The organism is Bacillus sp. SJ-10 (genome assembly GCF_002843505.1).
Classification (GTDB): domain Bacteria; phylum Bacillota; class Bacilli; order Bacillales; family Bacillaceae; genus Bacillus; species Bacillus velezensis.
Map to the genome: position 1 here is coordinate 778,239 of NZ_CP025258.1, position 15,647 is coordinate 793,885.

General features: G+C 46.5%; 16 protein-coding genes. 9 read left to right on the top strand and 7 right to left on the bottom strand.

Annotated features, from left to right (window positions below):
- Positions 1-60 precede the first annotated feature (60 nt).
- Positions 61-1,293, top strand: coding sequence for a Fic family protein (locus CXL14_RS04025; RefSeq protein WP_014419312.1), 1,233 nt, complete (start codon positions 61-63; stop codon positions 1,291-1,293).
- Positions 1,294-1,335: 42 nt separating this feature from the next.
- Here CXL14_RS04025 and ahpF read toward each other — a convergent pair whose 3' ends face one another.
- The gene (ahpF, locus tag CXL14_RS04030; RefSeq protein ID WP_007614902.1) at positions 1,336-2,865 is read right to left on the bottom strand and encodes an alkyl hydroperoxide reductase subunit F; all 1,530 of its coding nucleotides are present in this window, start codon (positions 2,863-2,865) and stop codon (positions 1,336-1,338) included.
- Positions 2,866-2,878: 13 nt separating this feature from the next.
- Positions 2,879-3,442, bottom strand: a complete 564-nt coding sequence (gene ahpC, locus CXL14_RS04035; RefSeq protein ID WP_004393188.1) for an alkyl hydroperoxide reductase subunit C — start codon at positions 3,440-3,442, stop codon at positions 2,879-2,881.
- A gap of 298 nt (positions 3,443-3,740) precedes the next feature.
- On the opposite strand from ahpC, the gene CXL14_RS04040 reads away from it, so the two are divergent.
- Positions 3,741-4,427, top strand: coding sequence for a VOC family protein (locus CXL14_RS04040; RefSeq protein WP_014419311.1), 687 nt, complete (start codon positions 3,741-3,743; stop codon positions 4,425-4,427).
- A 36-nt stretch (positions 4,428-4,463) separates the two neighbouring features.
- Here the strand turns inward: CXL14_RS04040 and CXL14_RS04045 are convergent, their stop codons facing one another.
- From CXL14_RS04045 to CXL14_RS04055, 3 genes are all read right to left on the bottom strand, one after another.
- Entirely contained in the window at positions 4,464-4,919 is a 456-nt protein-coding gene (locus CXL14_RS04045; protein ID WP_014419310.1) for an RDD family protein, read from the bottom strand.
- A 69-nt stretch (positions 4,920-4,988) separates the two neighbouring features.
- The gene (locus CXL14_RS04050) at positions 4,989-6,155 is read right to left on the bottom strand and encodes an MFS transporter (protein ID WP_014419309.1); all 1,167 of its coding nucleotides are present in this window, start codon (positions 6,153-6,155) and stop codon (positions 4,989-4,991) included.
- A gap of 77 nt (positions 6,156-6,232) precedes the next feature.
- The gene (locus tag CXL14_RS04055; RefSeq protein ID WP_014722059.1) at positions 6,233-6,544 is read right to left on the bottom strand and encodes an ArsR/SmtB family transcription factor; all 312 of its coding nucleotides are present in this window, start codon (positions 6,542-6,544) and stop codon (positions 6,233-6,235) included.
- A 123-nt stretch (positions 6,545-6,667) separates the two neighbouring features.
- Between CXL14_RS04055 and CXL14_RS04060 the strand changes: the two genes are divergently transcribed.
- Both CXL14_RS04060 and CXL14_RS04065 read left to right on the top strand, forming a co-directional pair.
- Positions 6,668-7,105, top strand: a complete 438-nt coding sequence (locus tag CXL14_RS04060; RefSeq protein ID WP_101287695.1) for a DUF5391 family protein — start codon at positions 6,668-6,670, stop codon at positions 7,103-7,105.
- Positions 7,106-7,235: 130 nt separating this feature from the next.
- Positions 7,236-8,456 (top strand): outer membrane protein assembly factor BamB family protein, encoded by a 1,221-nt coding sequence (locus tag CXL14_RS04065; RefSeq protein WP_089072494.1) that lies wholly within the window; start codon positions 7,236-7,238, stop codon positions 8,454-8,456.
- A gap of 37 nt (positions 8,457-8,493) precedes the next feature.
- Here the strand turns inward: CXL14_RS04065 and CXL14_RS04070 are convergent, their stop codons facing one another.
- Positions 8,494-9,831, bottom strand: coding sequence for an aldehyde dehydrogenase family protein (locus CXL14_RS04070; RefSeq protein ID WP_014419305.1), 1,338 nt, complete (start codon positions 9,829-9,831; stop codon positions 8,494-8,496).
- Positions 9,832-9,972: 141 nt separating this feature from the next.
- Here CXL14_RS04070 and CXL14_RS04075 point away from each other — a divergent pair, with 141 nt between their 5' ends.
- The 4 genes from CXL14_RS04075 (at position 9,973) to CXL14_RS04095 (ending at position 14,275) form a co-directional block, all read left to right on the top strand.
- A complete protein-coding gene (locus CXL14_RS04075; RefSeq protein WP_014419304.1) occupies positions 9,973-11,130 on the top strand; it encodes a TetR/AcrR family transcriptional regulator in 1,158 nt (385 codons plus the stop codon).
- A 244-nt stretch (positions 11,131-11,374) separates the two neighbouring features.
- On the top strand, positions 11,375-12,424 hold the full coding sequence (locus tag CXL14_RS04085; RefSeq protein WP_014419303.1) for a Delta(5) desaturase DesA: 1,050 nt from the start codon (positions 11,375-11,377) through the stop codon (positions 12,422-12,424).
- A gap of 118 nt (positions 12,425-12,542) precedes the next feature.
- A complete protein-coding gene (locus CXL14_RS04090; RefSeq protein ID WP_014419302.1) occupies positions 12,543-13,679 on the top strand; it encodes a sensor histidine kinase in 1,137 nt (378 codons plus the stop codon).
- Complete coding sequence (locus CXL14_RS04095) at positions 13,676-14,275, top strand: response regulator transcription factor (protein WP_014419301.1); 600 nt, start codon at positions 13,676-13,678, stop codon at positions 14,273-14,275. The genes CXL14_RS04090 and CXL14_RS04095 overlap by 4 nt, the downstream gene beginning before the upstream one ends.
- A gap of 56 nt (positions 14,276-14,331) precedes the next feature.
- On the opposite strand, the gene CXL14_RS04100 is transcribed toward CXL14_RS04095, so the two are convergent.
- Positions 14,332-15,153, bottom strand: a complete 822-nt coding sequence (locus CXL14_RS04100; RefSeq protein WP_014419300.1) for an SDR family oxidoreductase — start codon at positions 15,151-15,153, stop codon at positions 14,332-14,334.
- Between the two features lie 127 nt (positions 15,154-15,280).
- On the opposite strand from CXL14_RS04100, the gene CXL14_RS20375 reads away from it, so the two are divergent.
- Positions 15,281-15,529, top strand: coding sequence for a hypothetical protein (locus CXL14_RS20375; protein WP_014306134.1), 249 nt, complete (start codon positions 15,281-15,283; stop codon positions 15,527-15,529).
- Positions 15,530-15,647 lie beyond the last annotated feature (118 nt).

The window sequence follows — 15,647 nt, forward strand, 5'->3', positions numbered from 1 at the left end:
GCTATAATGATTGTATAATTTTAAAAAAGTGTATAATTTTAAATTAAGCGAGGTGGTAATATGAAGTATGAGAAGTTATCTAAGCTTTTTTATAAAATGGATGCTGATTCATATGAGAAAGAATGTAAAAAGAGAACAAGCAGCTATGGCAGTTATTCAACATCATTAAACATACGGGGGTTCCGAAAAGGCCGACCCACGGGCGATTCATTTGAGCTATTTTATGTGAATACACATAAACTCATGAAGCTGAATAATGAAGTGTTGTTAAACAGTTCCAAAATTTCATCCCTTATCAGTCAGCTCCCCGAATTTGCCGTCAAACCTTATTTTGATAAATTAATTATTAATGAAGCACAGAGTAATAATGAAATTGAAGGAATCCGCAGTACAAAAAAAGAATTGAAAGAGGCTCTTAAAGCGTTAGAACAATCCGAGCCCTCACATAAGCGGTTTGTCGGATTGATGAAAACATATCAATTTATAGACCGAATTCCGTCGTTTACAAGCATTCATGACTTTAGGGAATTATATGACGAGCTGGTCGCAGATGAAATCGGAGCAGAAGATGCGCCGGATGGTGAGCTATTCAGAAAAGGCTATGTTGAAGTGAACGATGGGAACATGACCACCCATATCGGCGTTAATTCTGAACAGAAGATAACAGAAGCGCTTGAGGCTTTAATTGCTTATCTTCATGATGAAACACATCCCCAGCTGTATCGTTACATGACAGCTCATTACTACTATGAATACATTCATCCTTTTTATGACGGCAATGGAAGAACAGGACGCCTTATCGTTGGGAGTTATTTGTCCCGATACTTAGAAAAATATTCAGCCATCACTTTTTCTTACGCAGTTAATAAGAACAAAGATAAGTATTATAAGGCATTAGAGGAAATTCCCGCACCTTTAAACCGGGGAGAGCTGACTTTTTATTTAATGGATATGCTGGAATTGCTTCTGTCAGGACAAAAAGGGATTATTGAGGATCTTGAATTTAATTTAATGAAACTGAAACGAATTAGGAACTATATTGATAGTGATCAATGGGCTGATTATAAGGATGAACGTGATATTTTTAATATCATTATCACGATTAATGTATTTGTAAATGATCAGGTTACGCTGTCGGTGCAAGATTTAATGGAGCTCTCAAATAAATCGAGACATAAAATTAACAGAGTAATGGATTATTTAGAACAGCAAGGATTTGTTGAGCTGGTAAGCAGAAGGCCAAAATCTTATAAAATCAGCGAGGATTGTTTAGAGGAGATACTGCCTTCTTAATTCATATTTAAAAAAGCCGCCATATGAATGGCGGCTTTCACATTAATTCCGGATCAAATAATCAAATGCGCCTAAAGCGGCAGTTGCACCTGATCCCATGGAGATAATGATTTGGTTGTACGGGCCGTCTGTGCAGTCCCCTGCGGCAAATAGGCCGGGAACGCTTGTCGCGCCGCTCTTATCGACGATGATTTCGCCGATGCGGTTGCGTTCGACAGTTTCGTCTAACCATTCTGTATTAGGCACGAGACCGATTTGGACGAATACACCTTGAAGTTCAACGTGTTTTTCTTCGCCTGTTTCACGGTCAACGAACGTAATGCCGTTTACGTTTTGATCGCCAGTGATTTCTTTCGTTTGTGCATTTTTGTGCACAGTGACGTTTGGCAGGCTGTAAAGACGTTTTTGCAGGACTTCGTCTGCTTTCAGTTCAGGCGCGAATTCCAGCACAGTCACGTGATTGACGATACCTGCAAGGTCAATCGCCGCTTCGATTCCGGAGTTTCCGCCGCCGATAACCGCTACGTCTTTGCCTTCAAACAATGGTCCGTCACAGTGCGGGCAGTATGCAACACCTTTGTTTTTGAACTCTTGCTCACCAGGTACGTTGACATTGCGCCAGCGGGCACCTGTTGAAAGGATCACTGTTTTACTTTTCAGTACAGCGCCGTTTTCAAGTTCAAGTTCGAAGAGGTCTTTTTTCTCAAGGCGTTTCGCACGCTGAAGGTTCATGACGTCAATATCATAATCTTTCACGTGCTCTTCAAGGCTTGCGGCGAGCTTCGGTCCTTCAGTCGCTTTGACGCTGATGAAGTTCTCGATGCTCATGGTGTCGAGTACCTGGCCGCCGAAGCGTTCAGCGACGACACCGGTGCGGATGCCTTTACGCGCCGTGTAGATCGCCGCGCTTGCGCCGGCAGGTCCGCCGCCGACAACAAGAACGTCAAATGGCTCTTTGTCGGCAAACTCAGACGCATCTGCGCCGCTGCCCATTTTCGCGAGAATCTCTTCGATGGTCATACGGCCGCTTCCGAAAGATTCACCGTTTAAGAAAACAGTCGGAACAGCCATAATGTTTTTGCTTTCTACTTCTTCTTTGAATGCCGCGCCGTCAATCATTGTATGTGTGATATTCGGGTTGAGCACGCTCATCATGTTTAATGCTTGGACGACATCAGGGCAGTTGTGGCACGTCAGGCTGATATAAGACTCAAAGCGGTATTCTCCGCTGATGTTCTTAATCTGGTCAATGACCTTTTGATCAGCCTTAGGCGCTCTGCCGCTGACTTGAAGCAATGCCAGCACTAATGATGTAAATTCGTGGCCGAGAGGAACACCGGCGAATGTAACGCCTGTGTCTTCTCCGGTACGATTAACGCTGAAACTCGGTGTTCTGTTTAATTCAGTTTTTTCAACTGAAATTTTAGATGACATGGAAGCCAGCTCGTCAACGAGAGCCAGCATGTCCTTAGAAGTGTCATCGTCACCGGCGCTTACTTTGAGAACAATGTCGTTCTCAATTAGCTGCATGTATTGATTTAATTGTGCTTTGATATTTGCGTCAAGTACCAATGGAATGCACTCCTTAGATTTTACCTACCAAATCAAGGCTAGGTGTAAGTGTTTCGCCGCCTTCTTCCCATTTAGCCGGGCAGACTTCACCTGGGTTTTGACGAACGTATTGAGCTGCTTTTACTTTGTTTACAAGGTTGCTTGCGTCACGGCCGATACCGCCTGCATTGATTTCAACTGTTTGGATGACGCCATCAGGATCGATGATGAATGTTCCGCGGTCAGCAAGACCAGTTTCTTCGTCAAGAACGTCGAAGTTGCGGGAGATCGTTTGAGATGGGTCACCGATCATTGCGTAAGTGATTTTGCCGATTTTTTCAGAGCTGTCATGCCAGCCTTTGTGTACGAAGTGAGTATCTGTAGAAACAGAGTATACTTCAACACCTAATTCTTTCAGTGCAGCGTATTGTCCTTGAAGATCTTCAAGTTCAGTCGGGCAAACGAAAGAGAAATCCGCTGGGTAGAAGCAGAAAACGCTCCATTGACCTTTCAAATCTTCGTTTGTTACATCGATGAATTCACCGTTTTTGAAAGCTTTTGCTTCGAATGGCAGTACTTCTTTTCCGATTAAAGACATAATATCTTCCTCCTGAAATGTGATTTGAAATATATTAAAAAGACAAAGCATTCACTTTATCTTTCAATAATAATTCTAATTATATATAGATTATTAAATAACATTTATTTTTTGTCAAGCTATATGGGGTATTATTTTCTGCTTTTTTTGCTTCAGACGTTAAAAAACGCCTGGTATAAGCGGTTTGGCGCTGTTTGTCATGTTTAGCGCCGGGCGAAAGGGGGATTCTCAATTGGTGAATCGAAACAGTAGGAATCAACCCTTCTATATGGCAGTATAAACCAAAGGGGGTATGATCATGCAAATAAATAACATTACTTTGTACAGTTGTGCGTTGGAGGAGACGAAACACTTCTATGAACGGGTGTTAGGTTTTCCTTTAATTGATGAGTCCGGTGATTCGTTTACCATCAAGGCGGGAGAAAGTGAGTTGGAATTCAGGCGCGCCGATTCTCACTCTCAACCGACGTATCATTTTGCGTTTAACATTCCGAATAATCGTTTTGATGAGGCGAAGGCGTGGATAAAGGATAAAGTCGTTTTTCAAACGGAAGATGGGGAGGATGAGGTGTATTTCTCTCATATTCAGGCGCGTTCCTTTTATTTCAAAGATCCGTCCAACAATCTGGCGGAATTCATCGCGAGAGACACATCGCCGCCAAGCGCGGAACGTTTTTCGATTGAGTCCATTCTGAATATCGGTGAGGTGAATCTGACGGCTGCCGAGGTCGTATCAACCGGGAGGGAGCTGCAGCGTTTCGGCATTCCGGTGAGAAAGCATGCGCCTCTTAGTGAAAACGGGTTTCATTTTATGGGTGATTACAATGACGGGGCGTTTTTGCTTTTAGGGCCGAGCGGCCGCCGCTGGATTTTTTCTGATCAGCATGCGGAGTTCCATCCGCTGTCTGTTATTGTGAACGGGACGATCCGCATTGAGGCTGACGGAAAGGGCGGCATTGACATCAGGCGGGCACAGCCGTCATAAAAAAGCCCGGGCTCAAAAGGCCCGGACTTGAGGTCATTATTTATAGACAACACGGGTGCTGCACATGATGTCGTGCAGCGTTTTTTTCTCTCCGAAGGCGCCCATGATGAATCCGATATAAAGAATGAGCTTAGATATGATATATGCGAAAGCGCGTCCGAAGGCCTGGCCGATGGAAATGCGTCCGCCATCTTCATTGACGACCTTAAGGCCTAGCAATGCTTTTCCCAGTGTCCCCTGCATCTTTGAGGCCGTGAGCAGGCTGAAATATAAGATACTGATCACAAAAGAGCTCGCAAGAATCGGGATGACGCCGAACACCAGAAAAGAGATGTTAAACTGATTTTCGGTCATGAAGGGGTCAGCCGCCGCAACGCCTGCCGCAAATAAAAAAGAGACCATAAATTGAATGATAAAAATCGGAATTCCTATGATGATTTGATCAATGACGTAAGCCAGAAACCGAATCCAAAATCCTGCCGGTCTTTCCATGTATCTTTTTCTCTCCCTTGCTTTAATCTGGAATATTATACGTAATCATTCCGGATTTTGCAACGGAGCTTAAGCTTCTGCGAGCAGCCTCTTTCCCCATGCCAAGCGTCCCATGATCAGTCCGAAAGCCAGAAGGGCAAACATGATGCCGCACCACATCAGCTGATGGATTCCCAAATGGGAAATAAACCAGCCGCCCGCCGCCGTTCCGATGGTGATGCCGAGGTTGGAAAAAGAGACAAACAGGCTGTTGCCGAATTCGGGGGCCTCCTTTGCTTCCGCAGTAAGCCATGTCTGGCTGACAATGAGCCCGCCGGAATGAACGGCGCCCCATACGAAGACGAGGACGGCCATCGGCGCGAAAGACGTCCCAAACCCGTATATGAGCAAGTAGGCGGCTGTATAAAGAAGCGGAAACAGGATGACGGTCTTTTTCATATTTTTATATAACAAAGCGCCGAAGACGAAATTCCCGGCTATCATAATCACTCCGAAGCTCATCAGCATGAAGCTGACCCATGTGCCGTTCATATGGGACACCCGTCCGAGGTACTCCGCAAAATAGCTGTAGACAGAAAACATGGCCGCAAAGAGACAGGTGACGGCAGCGATATTAAGCCACAAGACCGGCTTGCGAAGGATGCCGAGCTGGCTTCTGAAAGACATGTTTTCTGTGACCGGCATGGATGGCAAAAAGAGAAGAATACCTGTGAATGCGATGAGACTGATGATAGCGCCGAATAGGAATGCTGATTCAAGGGAGAGACGATCCGCCAGATAAGACGTGAAAGGCACGCCGAACGCAAAGCCGGCGGTGATGCCTGAAAAGACTTTCGTTACGGCTTTTCCGGATTGGCCGGCGGGGACAAGCCGGGCCGCGGCCGCAAGCGCTACAGAAAAGAACACCGGGTGGCATAAAGCCGGAATGATCCGAAACGCCAGCATGACACTGAAATGCGCCGTATACGCGTAGACCGCATTTGAAACGGCAAACATCAGCACCGCCAAAAGCAGAATGTATTTCCGGTTTATACCTGAAGCAAGCAAGGTTAAAAACGGTCCCGACACAGCGACGATGAACGCGAAAATACTGACAAGCCACCCCGCTTTTGAAGCAGAAATATGAAATCTGTCCGCCACTTGCGGAAGAACGCCGATAATGCCCATTTCAGTCGTGATAGTTCCGAAAACCCCTAATGCCAAAAACAGAATGAAGATGGAGCTGCTTTTTTTCATTGTTATGTATGCCTCCTTTTATAACTACATATACAGAAAAATAGATATGTTAGAACAAAAAAAACCTCCTTTCATGGTTATAGCTGGTGCTGAACATAGTCAGCAAAGGCTTTAATTTGTTTTTCATTCCTTCTGTAATAGGTCCATTTTCCGATTCGTTCGGATTCCAGCAGGCCGGCTTTTTGCATGGTCAGCAGGTAGCTGGAGATGACGGACTGCGCAAGCCCCGACTTTGCCTGAATATCACCGACGCAAATTCCGGTGCGGAAGCTGAGTCCCTGATCAAGGTAAGGTTTTTCATCAAAATGGTCCTCCGGGTGTTTAAGCCACGTCATAATATCACTTCGTGTTTTGTTAGATAACGCTTTATGAATCAATATCGGTTCCATAACGTTTATTATATCTATTTTTCTGGATTTGTAAATTCGTTTTTGACAAAACATTCTCAAATTAAGTAAAAACCGTGCTAAAATATAACATATTATCAGATTACCGGTAAAAAAGCCGGGTTATTGTCAGGAGGATATTCACATGAATCAAAAGAAAAAAATACGGTTGCGGTGACCTTGCTTTCCGCTCTGCTGTTTTGTTTATTGCCGGTCCTCGTCTCGCTTTCTCCGCTTGCGGAAACGGGGCCGAACGCGAATCGTTTTAATTCCGCGGGCATGTGGGCCGCCGTCGGCCAGATCCTTGTTATATATGCGGTCCCGCTCATTATGTATATTCTCGGTATTCGTGTCATGAAAATCATCATGGCCGTTTTTTGCGGAATCGGGTTTATCATTTGCGCGGCTGTCTTGTTGGTGACGTTATTGACCGCAATTTCCTTAGGGCAGGAGCTGTCTCTTTATTACGGTCTTCTCGTTTGGTCAGGCGCGGCTTTTATCGTCAACGTGGTGTGGTATATTGCCGCGTTTCGATCATCCCCGAAGCATCAGCAGGCTATGTGACATTTGTTCTATAAATCTGCCGAAAATACAAATATTTCATAGGTTAATTATGGTATGATCAAAGTGATATAGCAGCTTTTAATAGAAACGGGAGGAACTGACATTGAAAAAAAAGACAGCTTCATTGCGAATGAAAACATTGGCGGCCGGCGCTGCGGTTGCTGCGGCTTTATCTGTGGGAGCGGTTTCTGATCTGCCGGGGGCAAAATGGCTGCATCCGGCGGCTGCTCAAGCTGCGGAAACGGTATTTAAACAAAATCATGCGGCATCCGGTTTCTTGGCGGGACGGTATGACGCGCAGGCGATGTCTCCGACGATGTTCAACTGGTCAAGAGAAAGCCGGTTTACAAGCACTGCCGATGGCGCATTAAAATGGGAAAAGAATGTTCCGGCCAATCCTCAAAACGGTGCGGGAGCCGCGGTTGACGGGGACGGCACCGTATTTATTCAATCAAAAGACGGGAAGCTGACGGCGTATCATCCGGACGGTACTGTGAAATGGGTGACGGAAAACCTCGGGACGACCTATACGCTGACTCCGGTGCTCGGAACAAACGGTGTCATTTATCTTCCTTCTCACGATAAAAAACTATATTTCATCGACAAAGAAACCGGAAACATTTTAACATCGGTTCCGCTGAGCGGAGCGCCTAGTTCCGATGCGGCTATCGGCTCTGACGGCACGCTGTATGTGTCGACGCTGGATAACTATATCTATGCGATTAAACCGACGTCGCCTTCGACATGGACGCAAAAGTGGAAGTTTAAAACAAACGGCGTGGTCGGCTCCGCTCCCGTGTTAGCGTCAAACGGCACGCTGTATACGGCAACGTACAATAATATCTTTTACGCGATCAATTCCGGAACGGGCCAAGTGAAATGGTCAAAAACGACGTCCAACGGGTTTAAAGGCTATCCGGTTATTGATAGAGACGGCACCGTTTACGCCGGAAACCAGGACGGCAACTTATACGCCTATACATCAACAGGTGCTGTAAAGTGGACGTTCCCGTTAAACGGTTTCTCCAGCTCTTCATTAGCGATCGACCATAACGGCAATGTGTATATCGGTTCCGGAAGCGGCGAGCTGTTTTCCATCAGCAAAACCGGCAATATGAACTGGTCTTTCTATACGGACGGGCCTGTGAGAACGGCGCCGCTGATTGATGCGGACGGCAATGTGTACTTCGGTTCTGACGATAAAAACGTCTATGCGGTTGACGCTGACGGTAATGAAAAATGGCGCTATCAAACAGACAGCAATGTCATTTCCTCCCCGGTTCTGGCTGAAGACGGCACGCTCTATGTCGGCACTTATACGAAACTGCTCGCATTCGGAGCAAAAAAATAATAAAAAAGAATCCGCGTCGTCTGCGCGGATTCTTTTTTTATTTAGAGGCTTGAATAAATACGCCTTTTTCATGAGAAAATTCTTTAAAGCCGTACACACCGTGATATGAACCGATCCCGCTCGTATTGACACCGCCGAACGGAAGGTTGACGTCAGTGAAATGAACGACGACATCATTGACAGAAGCATTGCCGGACGTCGTATGCTGCAGAACATAATCGATCAGCTCCTGATTATGGCTGAATACATACAAGGCAAGGGGCTTGTCCCGTTCAGTGATGTAATCAACGGCTTCACTGATATCTTCGTAATTCATAATCGGCAGAATCGGTGCGAAGATTTCTTCCTGCATGATCTTCATATCAGGCGTGACGTTTGTCAGCACGGTCGGAGAAATCGTGCGGTCATGCGCATCGAATACGCCGCCGAACGCCGTTTTCGCCCCTTTTTCAATGGCATCATCATACAGGGCTTTGACACGGTTAAAGTTGCGGTCGTTGACAATCTGCGTGAATTTGTTGCGGTCAACCGTATGATCATCCTCCATAAAACCTGCATTGACAATGGTTTGCAGGAGATCTGTAAAGGTGCTCTGCACTTCTTTCTTCATAAGGAGATAGTCAGGTGCGATACATGTTTGCCCCGCATTGACAAATTTGCCGACGGCGATTTTTTTCGCCGCGTCCATCAAATCATAGCCGCTGTCGATGATCGTCGGACTCTTTCCGCCAAGCTCAAGCGTGACGGACGACAAGTGCTTCGCCGCTGCCGTCATGACGATTTTACCGACATTCGTGCTTCCGGTGAAGAAAATGTGGTCAAACGGCTGGTCGAGCAGTTCTGTGGCGACATCGACCTCACCTTCAAAAATGGCGACTTCTTCTTCTTGAAATGCCTCGCGAATAACTGTCGCGGCGATATGGCTCGTCTCCATCGTAAAATCGGACAGCTTCACAATCGCGCTGTTGCCGGCCGCAATGGCAGCCGCAAGCGGAGCCATCGTCAGCATAAACGGATAATTCCATGGGCCGAGAATTAAGGTGACGCCTTTTGGCTCGTACATTAATACGCCGTCAGCGTCGGGGCTGACGGATGAGCCGACGCGTTTCGGCGCCATCCAGGTGTCGAGATTGTTCATATTATCTTTAATCGCCTTGATCGTTCCCTGCGTTTCCGCTCTTTTCACCTCATGATAAGGCTTGCGGACGTCCCGTCTGATCGCCTCGATGATTTCTTCTTCATGTGCGGTGACGGCATCTAAAAAGCGCTGAAGCTTTTCTCTGCGCTGCCCGGCTGTTGAAGCACGCAGCGTTTTTTGATTTTTTTTCTGAAGCTCAAAGACGCGTTTGATGTCTGCTTTTATATGCTGATCCATCGGTCTTCCTCCTCTGGTTGCTTTTTTGTTTCTTCAGGGCCTATTATAATGTGATGTGTTTTTGGGGCAAAGACAGCGTAAACACATCTATACGTTACCGTACATATTGCGGTGATCTGTCTAATGAAAGGAGTGTCTCTTATGCCGGATTCTGTGACAACTGACATCAAACAAGCGCTTTTGGCCATGCTTGGAGAGCGGGATATCCGCCGTGTGACCATGAAGGACATTGCCGAACGGTCGCATGTGAGCCGGGGGACACTGTACCTTTATTACGAGGATAAATATGCGATTTTAGAGGATATAGAGGAAGAAATGAAAGACGGGCTGAGCGAAGCGCTGTATGATTCGCTGAAGAATAAAGATGTGCTTCATTTACATGGCGGATGGCAAAAAGTGCATCCGACCCTGTCTTTTGTTGACCGGCACCGGGAGTTTTTTCAAACGATGATGGACCGTCATAAAATGCCGTATTTTCACTTTCATGCTTTTTTAAAAGATGTGTTCCGGCATGATGTGCTGCTGTCACCGGTCAATGCGGATTTCTCACCGACTGAACAGGATATGTACATTCATTACCGCGCTTTATACACGTATGCCATTGTGTTGTACTGGCTGAATGAGGAGCCCGGGGCATCCCCGGAAGCGATCAGCGGACAGGTGTGGGATTTAATTTCTCAAAAACGATTTTACTGGCTGTTTGGCCGCCGGGTGCCGGAACAAGAAGAAAAAAAGCCCGCCGACCGCCGGGTGACCCGGACGAGGCAGGCCTTGCAAGAAGCCATGATCGGCTTAATGGCGGAAAAAAAAGAGTACGCGGCGATTACGATTTCCGATATTGCCCGTCAAAGCAACCTCCGCCGTGCCACTTTTTATGACCATTACGCCAACAAAGAAGCATTGCTGAAAACGATCATCCATCAATCATGCCGGGATCTGATCGGATTATTGACGGTAAAAGGAGAGCCTGCCGATTGCTCCATGGAAGAAGCGGAAGCCGCGCTCGTCCGTCTCTTTTCGGCACTGTCGGACGGCCTGCCGCTCGTTCATTTTCTGAGAGAGGGTTCGGGAGTGCCTGACGTCATTCCAGAAATGTTCAGAGCGCTGCAATCGTTTTATCTTCATCAGCCTCTGCACATTCAGGCGGGGAAAAAGCTCTATGCATACTATGTCGCGTCCATGCTCGTCGGCTTGATTCAATATCGTCTTCATGAAGGAAAAGACCACGCGCCGGACATGCTGGCCCGGGAGTTTCTGCAGTTTTTGGATGTGAAGAAGTATCGGGTGATTTTGCTGTGAGGATGATGAAAAAGAACTCCGAAAACAGGCGGGGTTCTTTTTTGCTGTTTTCTTTGAGAAGTGCCGATATGAAGTGTCCGGCTTTATCTCTTATAAAAAAGATACCTTCCATATGATGCCTGATCAGCATTCTGCCGCCAAACATGACAAATGTCATATTCGAGGCATGATGGCTGCTACTACAAAAGCGTCTGGCGCCCCGTTATACTTGGGATCATAATGAAAAAGAAGGGACATGACATTCATGATCAATCACGCCGCAACTCAAAAACAAGCGTCTTTAAAAAAGCAGGTTGCCGCATTTTCCGGCGCCGATACAAAGCATAGTGTCATTCAGCTTTTCAACACGTTTGTGCCGTTTTTTGCCCTTTGGTTTCTTGCTTACTTCAGCCTCAATGTCTCCTATCTTCTGACCCTCGCCTTTACTGTTATAGCAGCGGGATTTTTGACAAGAATCTTTATTATTTTCCACGACTGCTGCCATCAATCCTTTTTCAAACAAAAGAAGCTGAACCGGCTGTTCGGGTTTATTTCAGGTGTGCTGACACTGTTTCCGTTCCTTCAATGGCAGCGCAGCCACTCCATTCATCATGCGACGAGCAGCAACTTAGATAAACGGGGCACCGGCGATATTTGGATGATGACCGTCAAGGAATATAACGAAGCGTCAGCTTGGACAAAAGTACGCTACAGACTTTATCGCAATCCGTTTATTATGTTTATTCTCGGCCCGATTTACGTATTTCTGATTAAAAACCGTTTCAATGTAAAAGGCGCCCGCCGCAAGGAGCGCTGGAACACCTATTTCACGAACGCGGCGATTGTCTTATTGGCTGCTGCGACGTGCCTGCTTGTCGGCTGGGAAAACTTTTTGCTTGTTCAGGGTCCGATTTTCCTTATTTCGGGGTCAATCGGCGTCTGGCTCTTTTATGTTCAGCACACGTTTGAGGATTCTTATTTTGAAGCCGATGAGCATTGGGATTATGTGCAGGCCGCGGTAGAAGGAAGCTCCTTTTACAAGCTTCCGAAGCTTTTGCAATGGCTGACGGGCAATATCGGTTACCATCATGTCCACCACTTAAGCCCGAAAGTACCGAACTACAAGCTGGAAGCCGCTCATGAGGGGCACGAGCCTTTGAAAAACGTACCGACCATTACGCTTAAAACAAGTCTTGAATCCATGAAATTCCGTCTGTGGGATGAGGACGAAAAGCAATTTGTCACCTTTCGGGAGGCGCGGAAAACACCGCTGCCCCAACCGGTACCGAAAGAACCTTTAAAGAAAAATGCCTGATATGGCGCGCGGCTCTTTCTCTTATCAGAAAGGGCCTTCTCTTCATGCGTGAGGATGCAATGAAGGCGGTGTTTTGATAAAGTGATGGTAGACACAAGCAGCAGAAGGTGGAACAAAGATGAAGAAGTATTTTAAATTTCAAAAACTGAATGGGATTTCTCCTTATATATGGACGATTTTTTTCATCTTGCCTTTTTATTTTATTTTTAAAAGCTCTTCTACCTTTGTCATCGTGGCCGGCATCATTTTCACACTTGTTTTCTTTGGCGCATACCGCTTTGCATTTGTTGCAAAAGGCTGGCCGCTTTACTTATGGGCGCTTCTTCTGATCGGCATTTCGACCGGCTCAGTTATGCTGTTCAGCTATATTTATTTCGCCTTCTTTATCGCCTACTTCATCGGCCATATCCGAGACAAAGTTCCTTTTTACATCTTATATTACATTCATATCATCAGTGCGGCGGTTGCCGTCAACTTCAGCCTTGTTCTGAAAAAAGGGTGGTTTTTGACACAAATTCCGTTTATCGTCATTACACTGATCAGTGCCATCCTGCTCCCGCTCACCATTCGAAGCAGAAAGGCAAGAGAGCGCCTTGAGGAGAAATTAGAATATGCAAATGAGCGAATCGCCGATCTTGTGAAGCTGGAAGAAAGGCAGCGCATCGCCCGGGACCTTCACGATACACTTGGACAAAAGCTCTCCTTAATCGGACTGAAAAGCGACCTCGCCCGAAAGCTGATATACAAGGACCCTGAACAGGCCCGCACTGAGCTGAAAAGCGTTCAGCAGACGGCCCGCACCTCCTTAAATGAGGTCAGACAAATTGTCTCGTCGATGAAAGGCATCCGATTGAAGGATGAGCTCGGCAATGTTCGGCAAATTCTTGAAGCGGCAGGAATTGAATTTGTGTATGAAGAAAAAGAAGCGCCCAAACATATCTCTTTGCTGAACGAAAACATCGTCAGCATGTGCATTAAAGAAGCCGTCACCAATGTCGTGAAACACAGCGGCGCCAAAGTATGCCGCATCACCATTCAGCAGCTTTGGAAAGAGGTTGTCATTACGGTAGAAGATGACGGCAGCTTTCAATGCAAAGAAGACCGCTTTTTTTCAAAGGGGCACGGCCTGCTTGGAATGAGGGAACGTCTTGAATTCGCAAACGGCAGTTTAGCCATCGATACAGCCGCCGGAACAAAGCTGACCATGAGAATCCCGAATGATTCAAAATCAAAAGAAAAGGATGGTAGCAGATGATCAACATCTTCATTGCCGAGGATCAGCAAATGCTGCTCGGTGCACTCGGTTCGCTGTTGAATTTAGAAGAGGATATGACGGTTGTCGGCAAAGGCACAAGCGGCCAGGATGCCATCGATTTCGTGGAAAAACATGCGCCCGACATCTGTCTGATGGATATCGAAATGCCCGGGAAATCAGGCCTTGAAGCGGCAGAAGAACTCAAGGACAGCGGTGTGAAAATCATCATTTTGACGACCTTTGCCCGCTCCGGCTATTTTCAGCGGGCGCTAAAAGCAGGCGTCAGCGGGTACATGCTCAAGGACAGCCCGAGCGATGAGCTCGTCAGCGCCATCCGCAGCGTCATGAAAGGAAGACGCGTCTACGCACCTGAATTAATGGAGGACATCTATAGTGAAGAAAACCCGCTGACCGAACGGGAAAAAGAGGTGCTCGAGCTTGTCGCAGACGGAAAAAACACGAAAGAAATCGCAAGCGCCCTCAGCATTAAAAGCGGCACAGTCCGCAATTACGTTTCGATGATCCTTGATAAATTAGAAGTGAAAAATCGAATTGAAGCCATTACCCGATCAAAGGAAAAGGGCTGGTTTAAGTAACCCGCCCTCAGCTTGTTCAGCCAGTGTTTTTGCACTGGCTTGTTTCTTTTTCACCGTCACTCCGTCTCTTCCTTCCACTTCTTATCAATCAGCATTTTTCCCGGCCAAGTGTATGCCATGATGCCGCCGTCTGCGGTGATGTCTTCTCCCGTGACGTAAGAGCTGTCGTCTGAAGCGAGGAAGAGCGCGACGGCTGCCATTTCTTCCGGTTTTCCGAGCCGGCCGAGCGGCGTGATCCATTTGTTGGCTTCACGGAACGCTTCGCCCATTTCGTCTTCTGTCGTGCCTGCCAATTTATCAATGAGCGGCGTTTCAATCGTCCCCGGCGATAAGGAATTGACGCGGATTCCGCTTCTGGCGTAATCAATGGCCATCGCTCTCGTCAGGTTCGTGATTCCGCCTTTTGCGGCGTTATAGCCTGAGCGGTCAAGGTCTGCGGCCCGGCCGGACATGGAGGAGGTGTTGATGATGGAGCCTCCTTTTTCGAGCATGAGCGGAATCAGGTATTTGCTGCACAGAAATGTGCCGCGCAGATCGACGGCGATGATCCGGTCAAACAGGTCGACCGGGTATTCATGGACTTTTCCGCCCTCTTGGTCAACACCGGCATTGTTAAACAGAATATCAATTGTTCCGTACTTTCGCTGAATGCCGTCCGCAAAAGACTTTACGTTTTCTTCGTCTGATACATCAAGGTGAAAGGCTTCTGCTTCCCCGCCGTTTTTTCTGATGGCACTGACGGTTTCATTCAGTTCGCTTTCATTGATGTCACCGCAGATCACGCGGGCGCCTTCATCGGCGAAAACCCGTGCCGTCGCTTGTCCGATACCTGTCGCGGCCCCTGTGATGATTGCGGTTTTGTCTGTTAATCTTCCCATATTACGATTCCTCCTTTTTTTATATCTGTTCCCGCTGAATAGGGGGATAAACATACGGAGGTCTGTTTCTAAATACCTATTAAATATGTTAATATTATGTATACACATCATTGGAGGTTTGCATATTTTGAAGATACAGCATAAGAAGGAGATAGCGTTTTATTGTTATGCCATTGTTCCTATGGGATTTGTGATTTACACCGTTATCTCTATTCTATTTCAGGACATCACATTTCCTCTCACTGTAAGAAATGTTCTGCATGAGTCTTTGCGAAACTTGGGATCTCTTATCTTATTTAGTTTGTTTTTCTACCCGTCATACATATGGATGAAGAAGGAATTCGGCCGCCGGAAAGAAGCAGAGAGGAGAGGATGATCAACATTCTCTCTTTTTTATTGATAAAATGGGTGAAATGAATCCATTAACATGTTAAATTTACAATATATGCATCTGCTAATGCTAGTTGACAATTGTCACTGTATATGATAAATAG

Coding starts and splice junctions, on each gene's coding strand:
- CXL14_RS04025 (WP_014419312.1), top strand. CDS start 61: ATGAAGTATGAGAAGTTATCTAAGCTTTTTTATAAAATGGATGCTGAT.
- CXL14_RS04045 (WP_014419310.1), bottom strand. CDS start 4,919: ATGGAAAGACCGGCAGGATTTTGGATTCGGTTTCTGGCTTACGTCATT.
- CXL14_RS04090 (WP_014419302.1), top strand. CDS start 12,543: ATGAAGAAGTATTTTAAATTTCAAAAACTGAATGGGATTTCTCCTTAT.
- CXL14_RS04075 (WP_014419304.1), top strand. CDS start 9,973: ATGCCGGATTCTGTGACAACTGACATCAAACAAGCGCTTTTGGCCATG.
- CXL14_RS04040 (WP_014419311.1), top strand. CDS start 3,741: ATGCAAATAAATAACATTACTTTGTACAGTTGTGCGTTGGAGGAGACG.
- CXL14_RS04095 (WP_014419301.1), top strand. CDS start 13,676: ATGATCAACATCTTCATTGCCGAGGATCAGCAAATGCTGCTCGGTGCA.
- CXL14_RS04055 (WP_014722059.1), bottom strand. CDS start 6,544: ATGGAACCGATATTGATTCATAAAGCGTTATCTAACAAAACACGAAGT.
- ahpC (WP_004393188.1), bottom strand. CDS start 3,442: ATGTCTTTAATCGGAAAAGAAGTACTGCCATTCGAAGCAAAAGCTTTC.
- CXL14_RS04085 (WP_014419303.1), top strand. CDS start 11,375: ATGATCAATCACGCCGCAACTCAAAAACAAGCGTCTTTAAAAAAGCAG.
- CXL14_RS04065 (WP_089072494.1), top strand. CDS start 7,236: ATGAAAACATTGGCGGCCGGCGCTGCGGTTGCTGCGGCTTTATCTGTG.
- CXL14_RS04100 (WP_014419300.1), bottom strand. CDS start 15,153: ATGGGAAGATTAACAGACAAAACCGCAATCATCACAGGGGCCGCGACA.
- CXL14_RS04070 (WP_014419305.1), bottom strand. CDS start 9,831: ATGGATCAGCATATAAAAGCAGACATCAAACGCGTCTTTGAGCTTCAG.
- CXL14_RS04050 (WP_014419309.1), bottom strand. CDS start 6,155: ATGAAAAAAAGCAGCTCCATCTTCATTCTGTTTTTGGCATTAGGGGTT.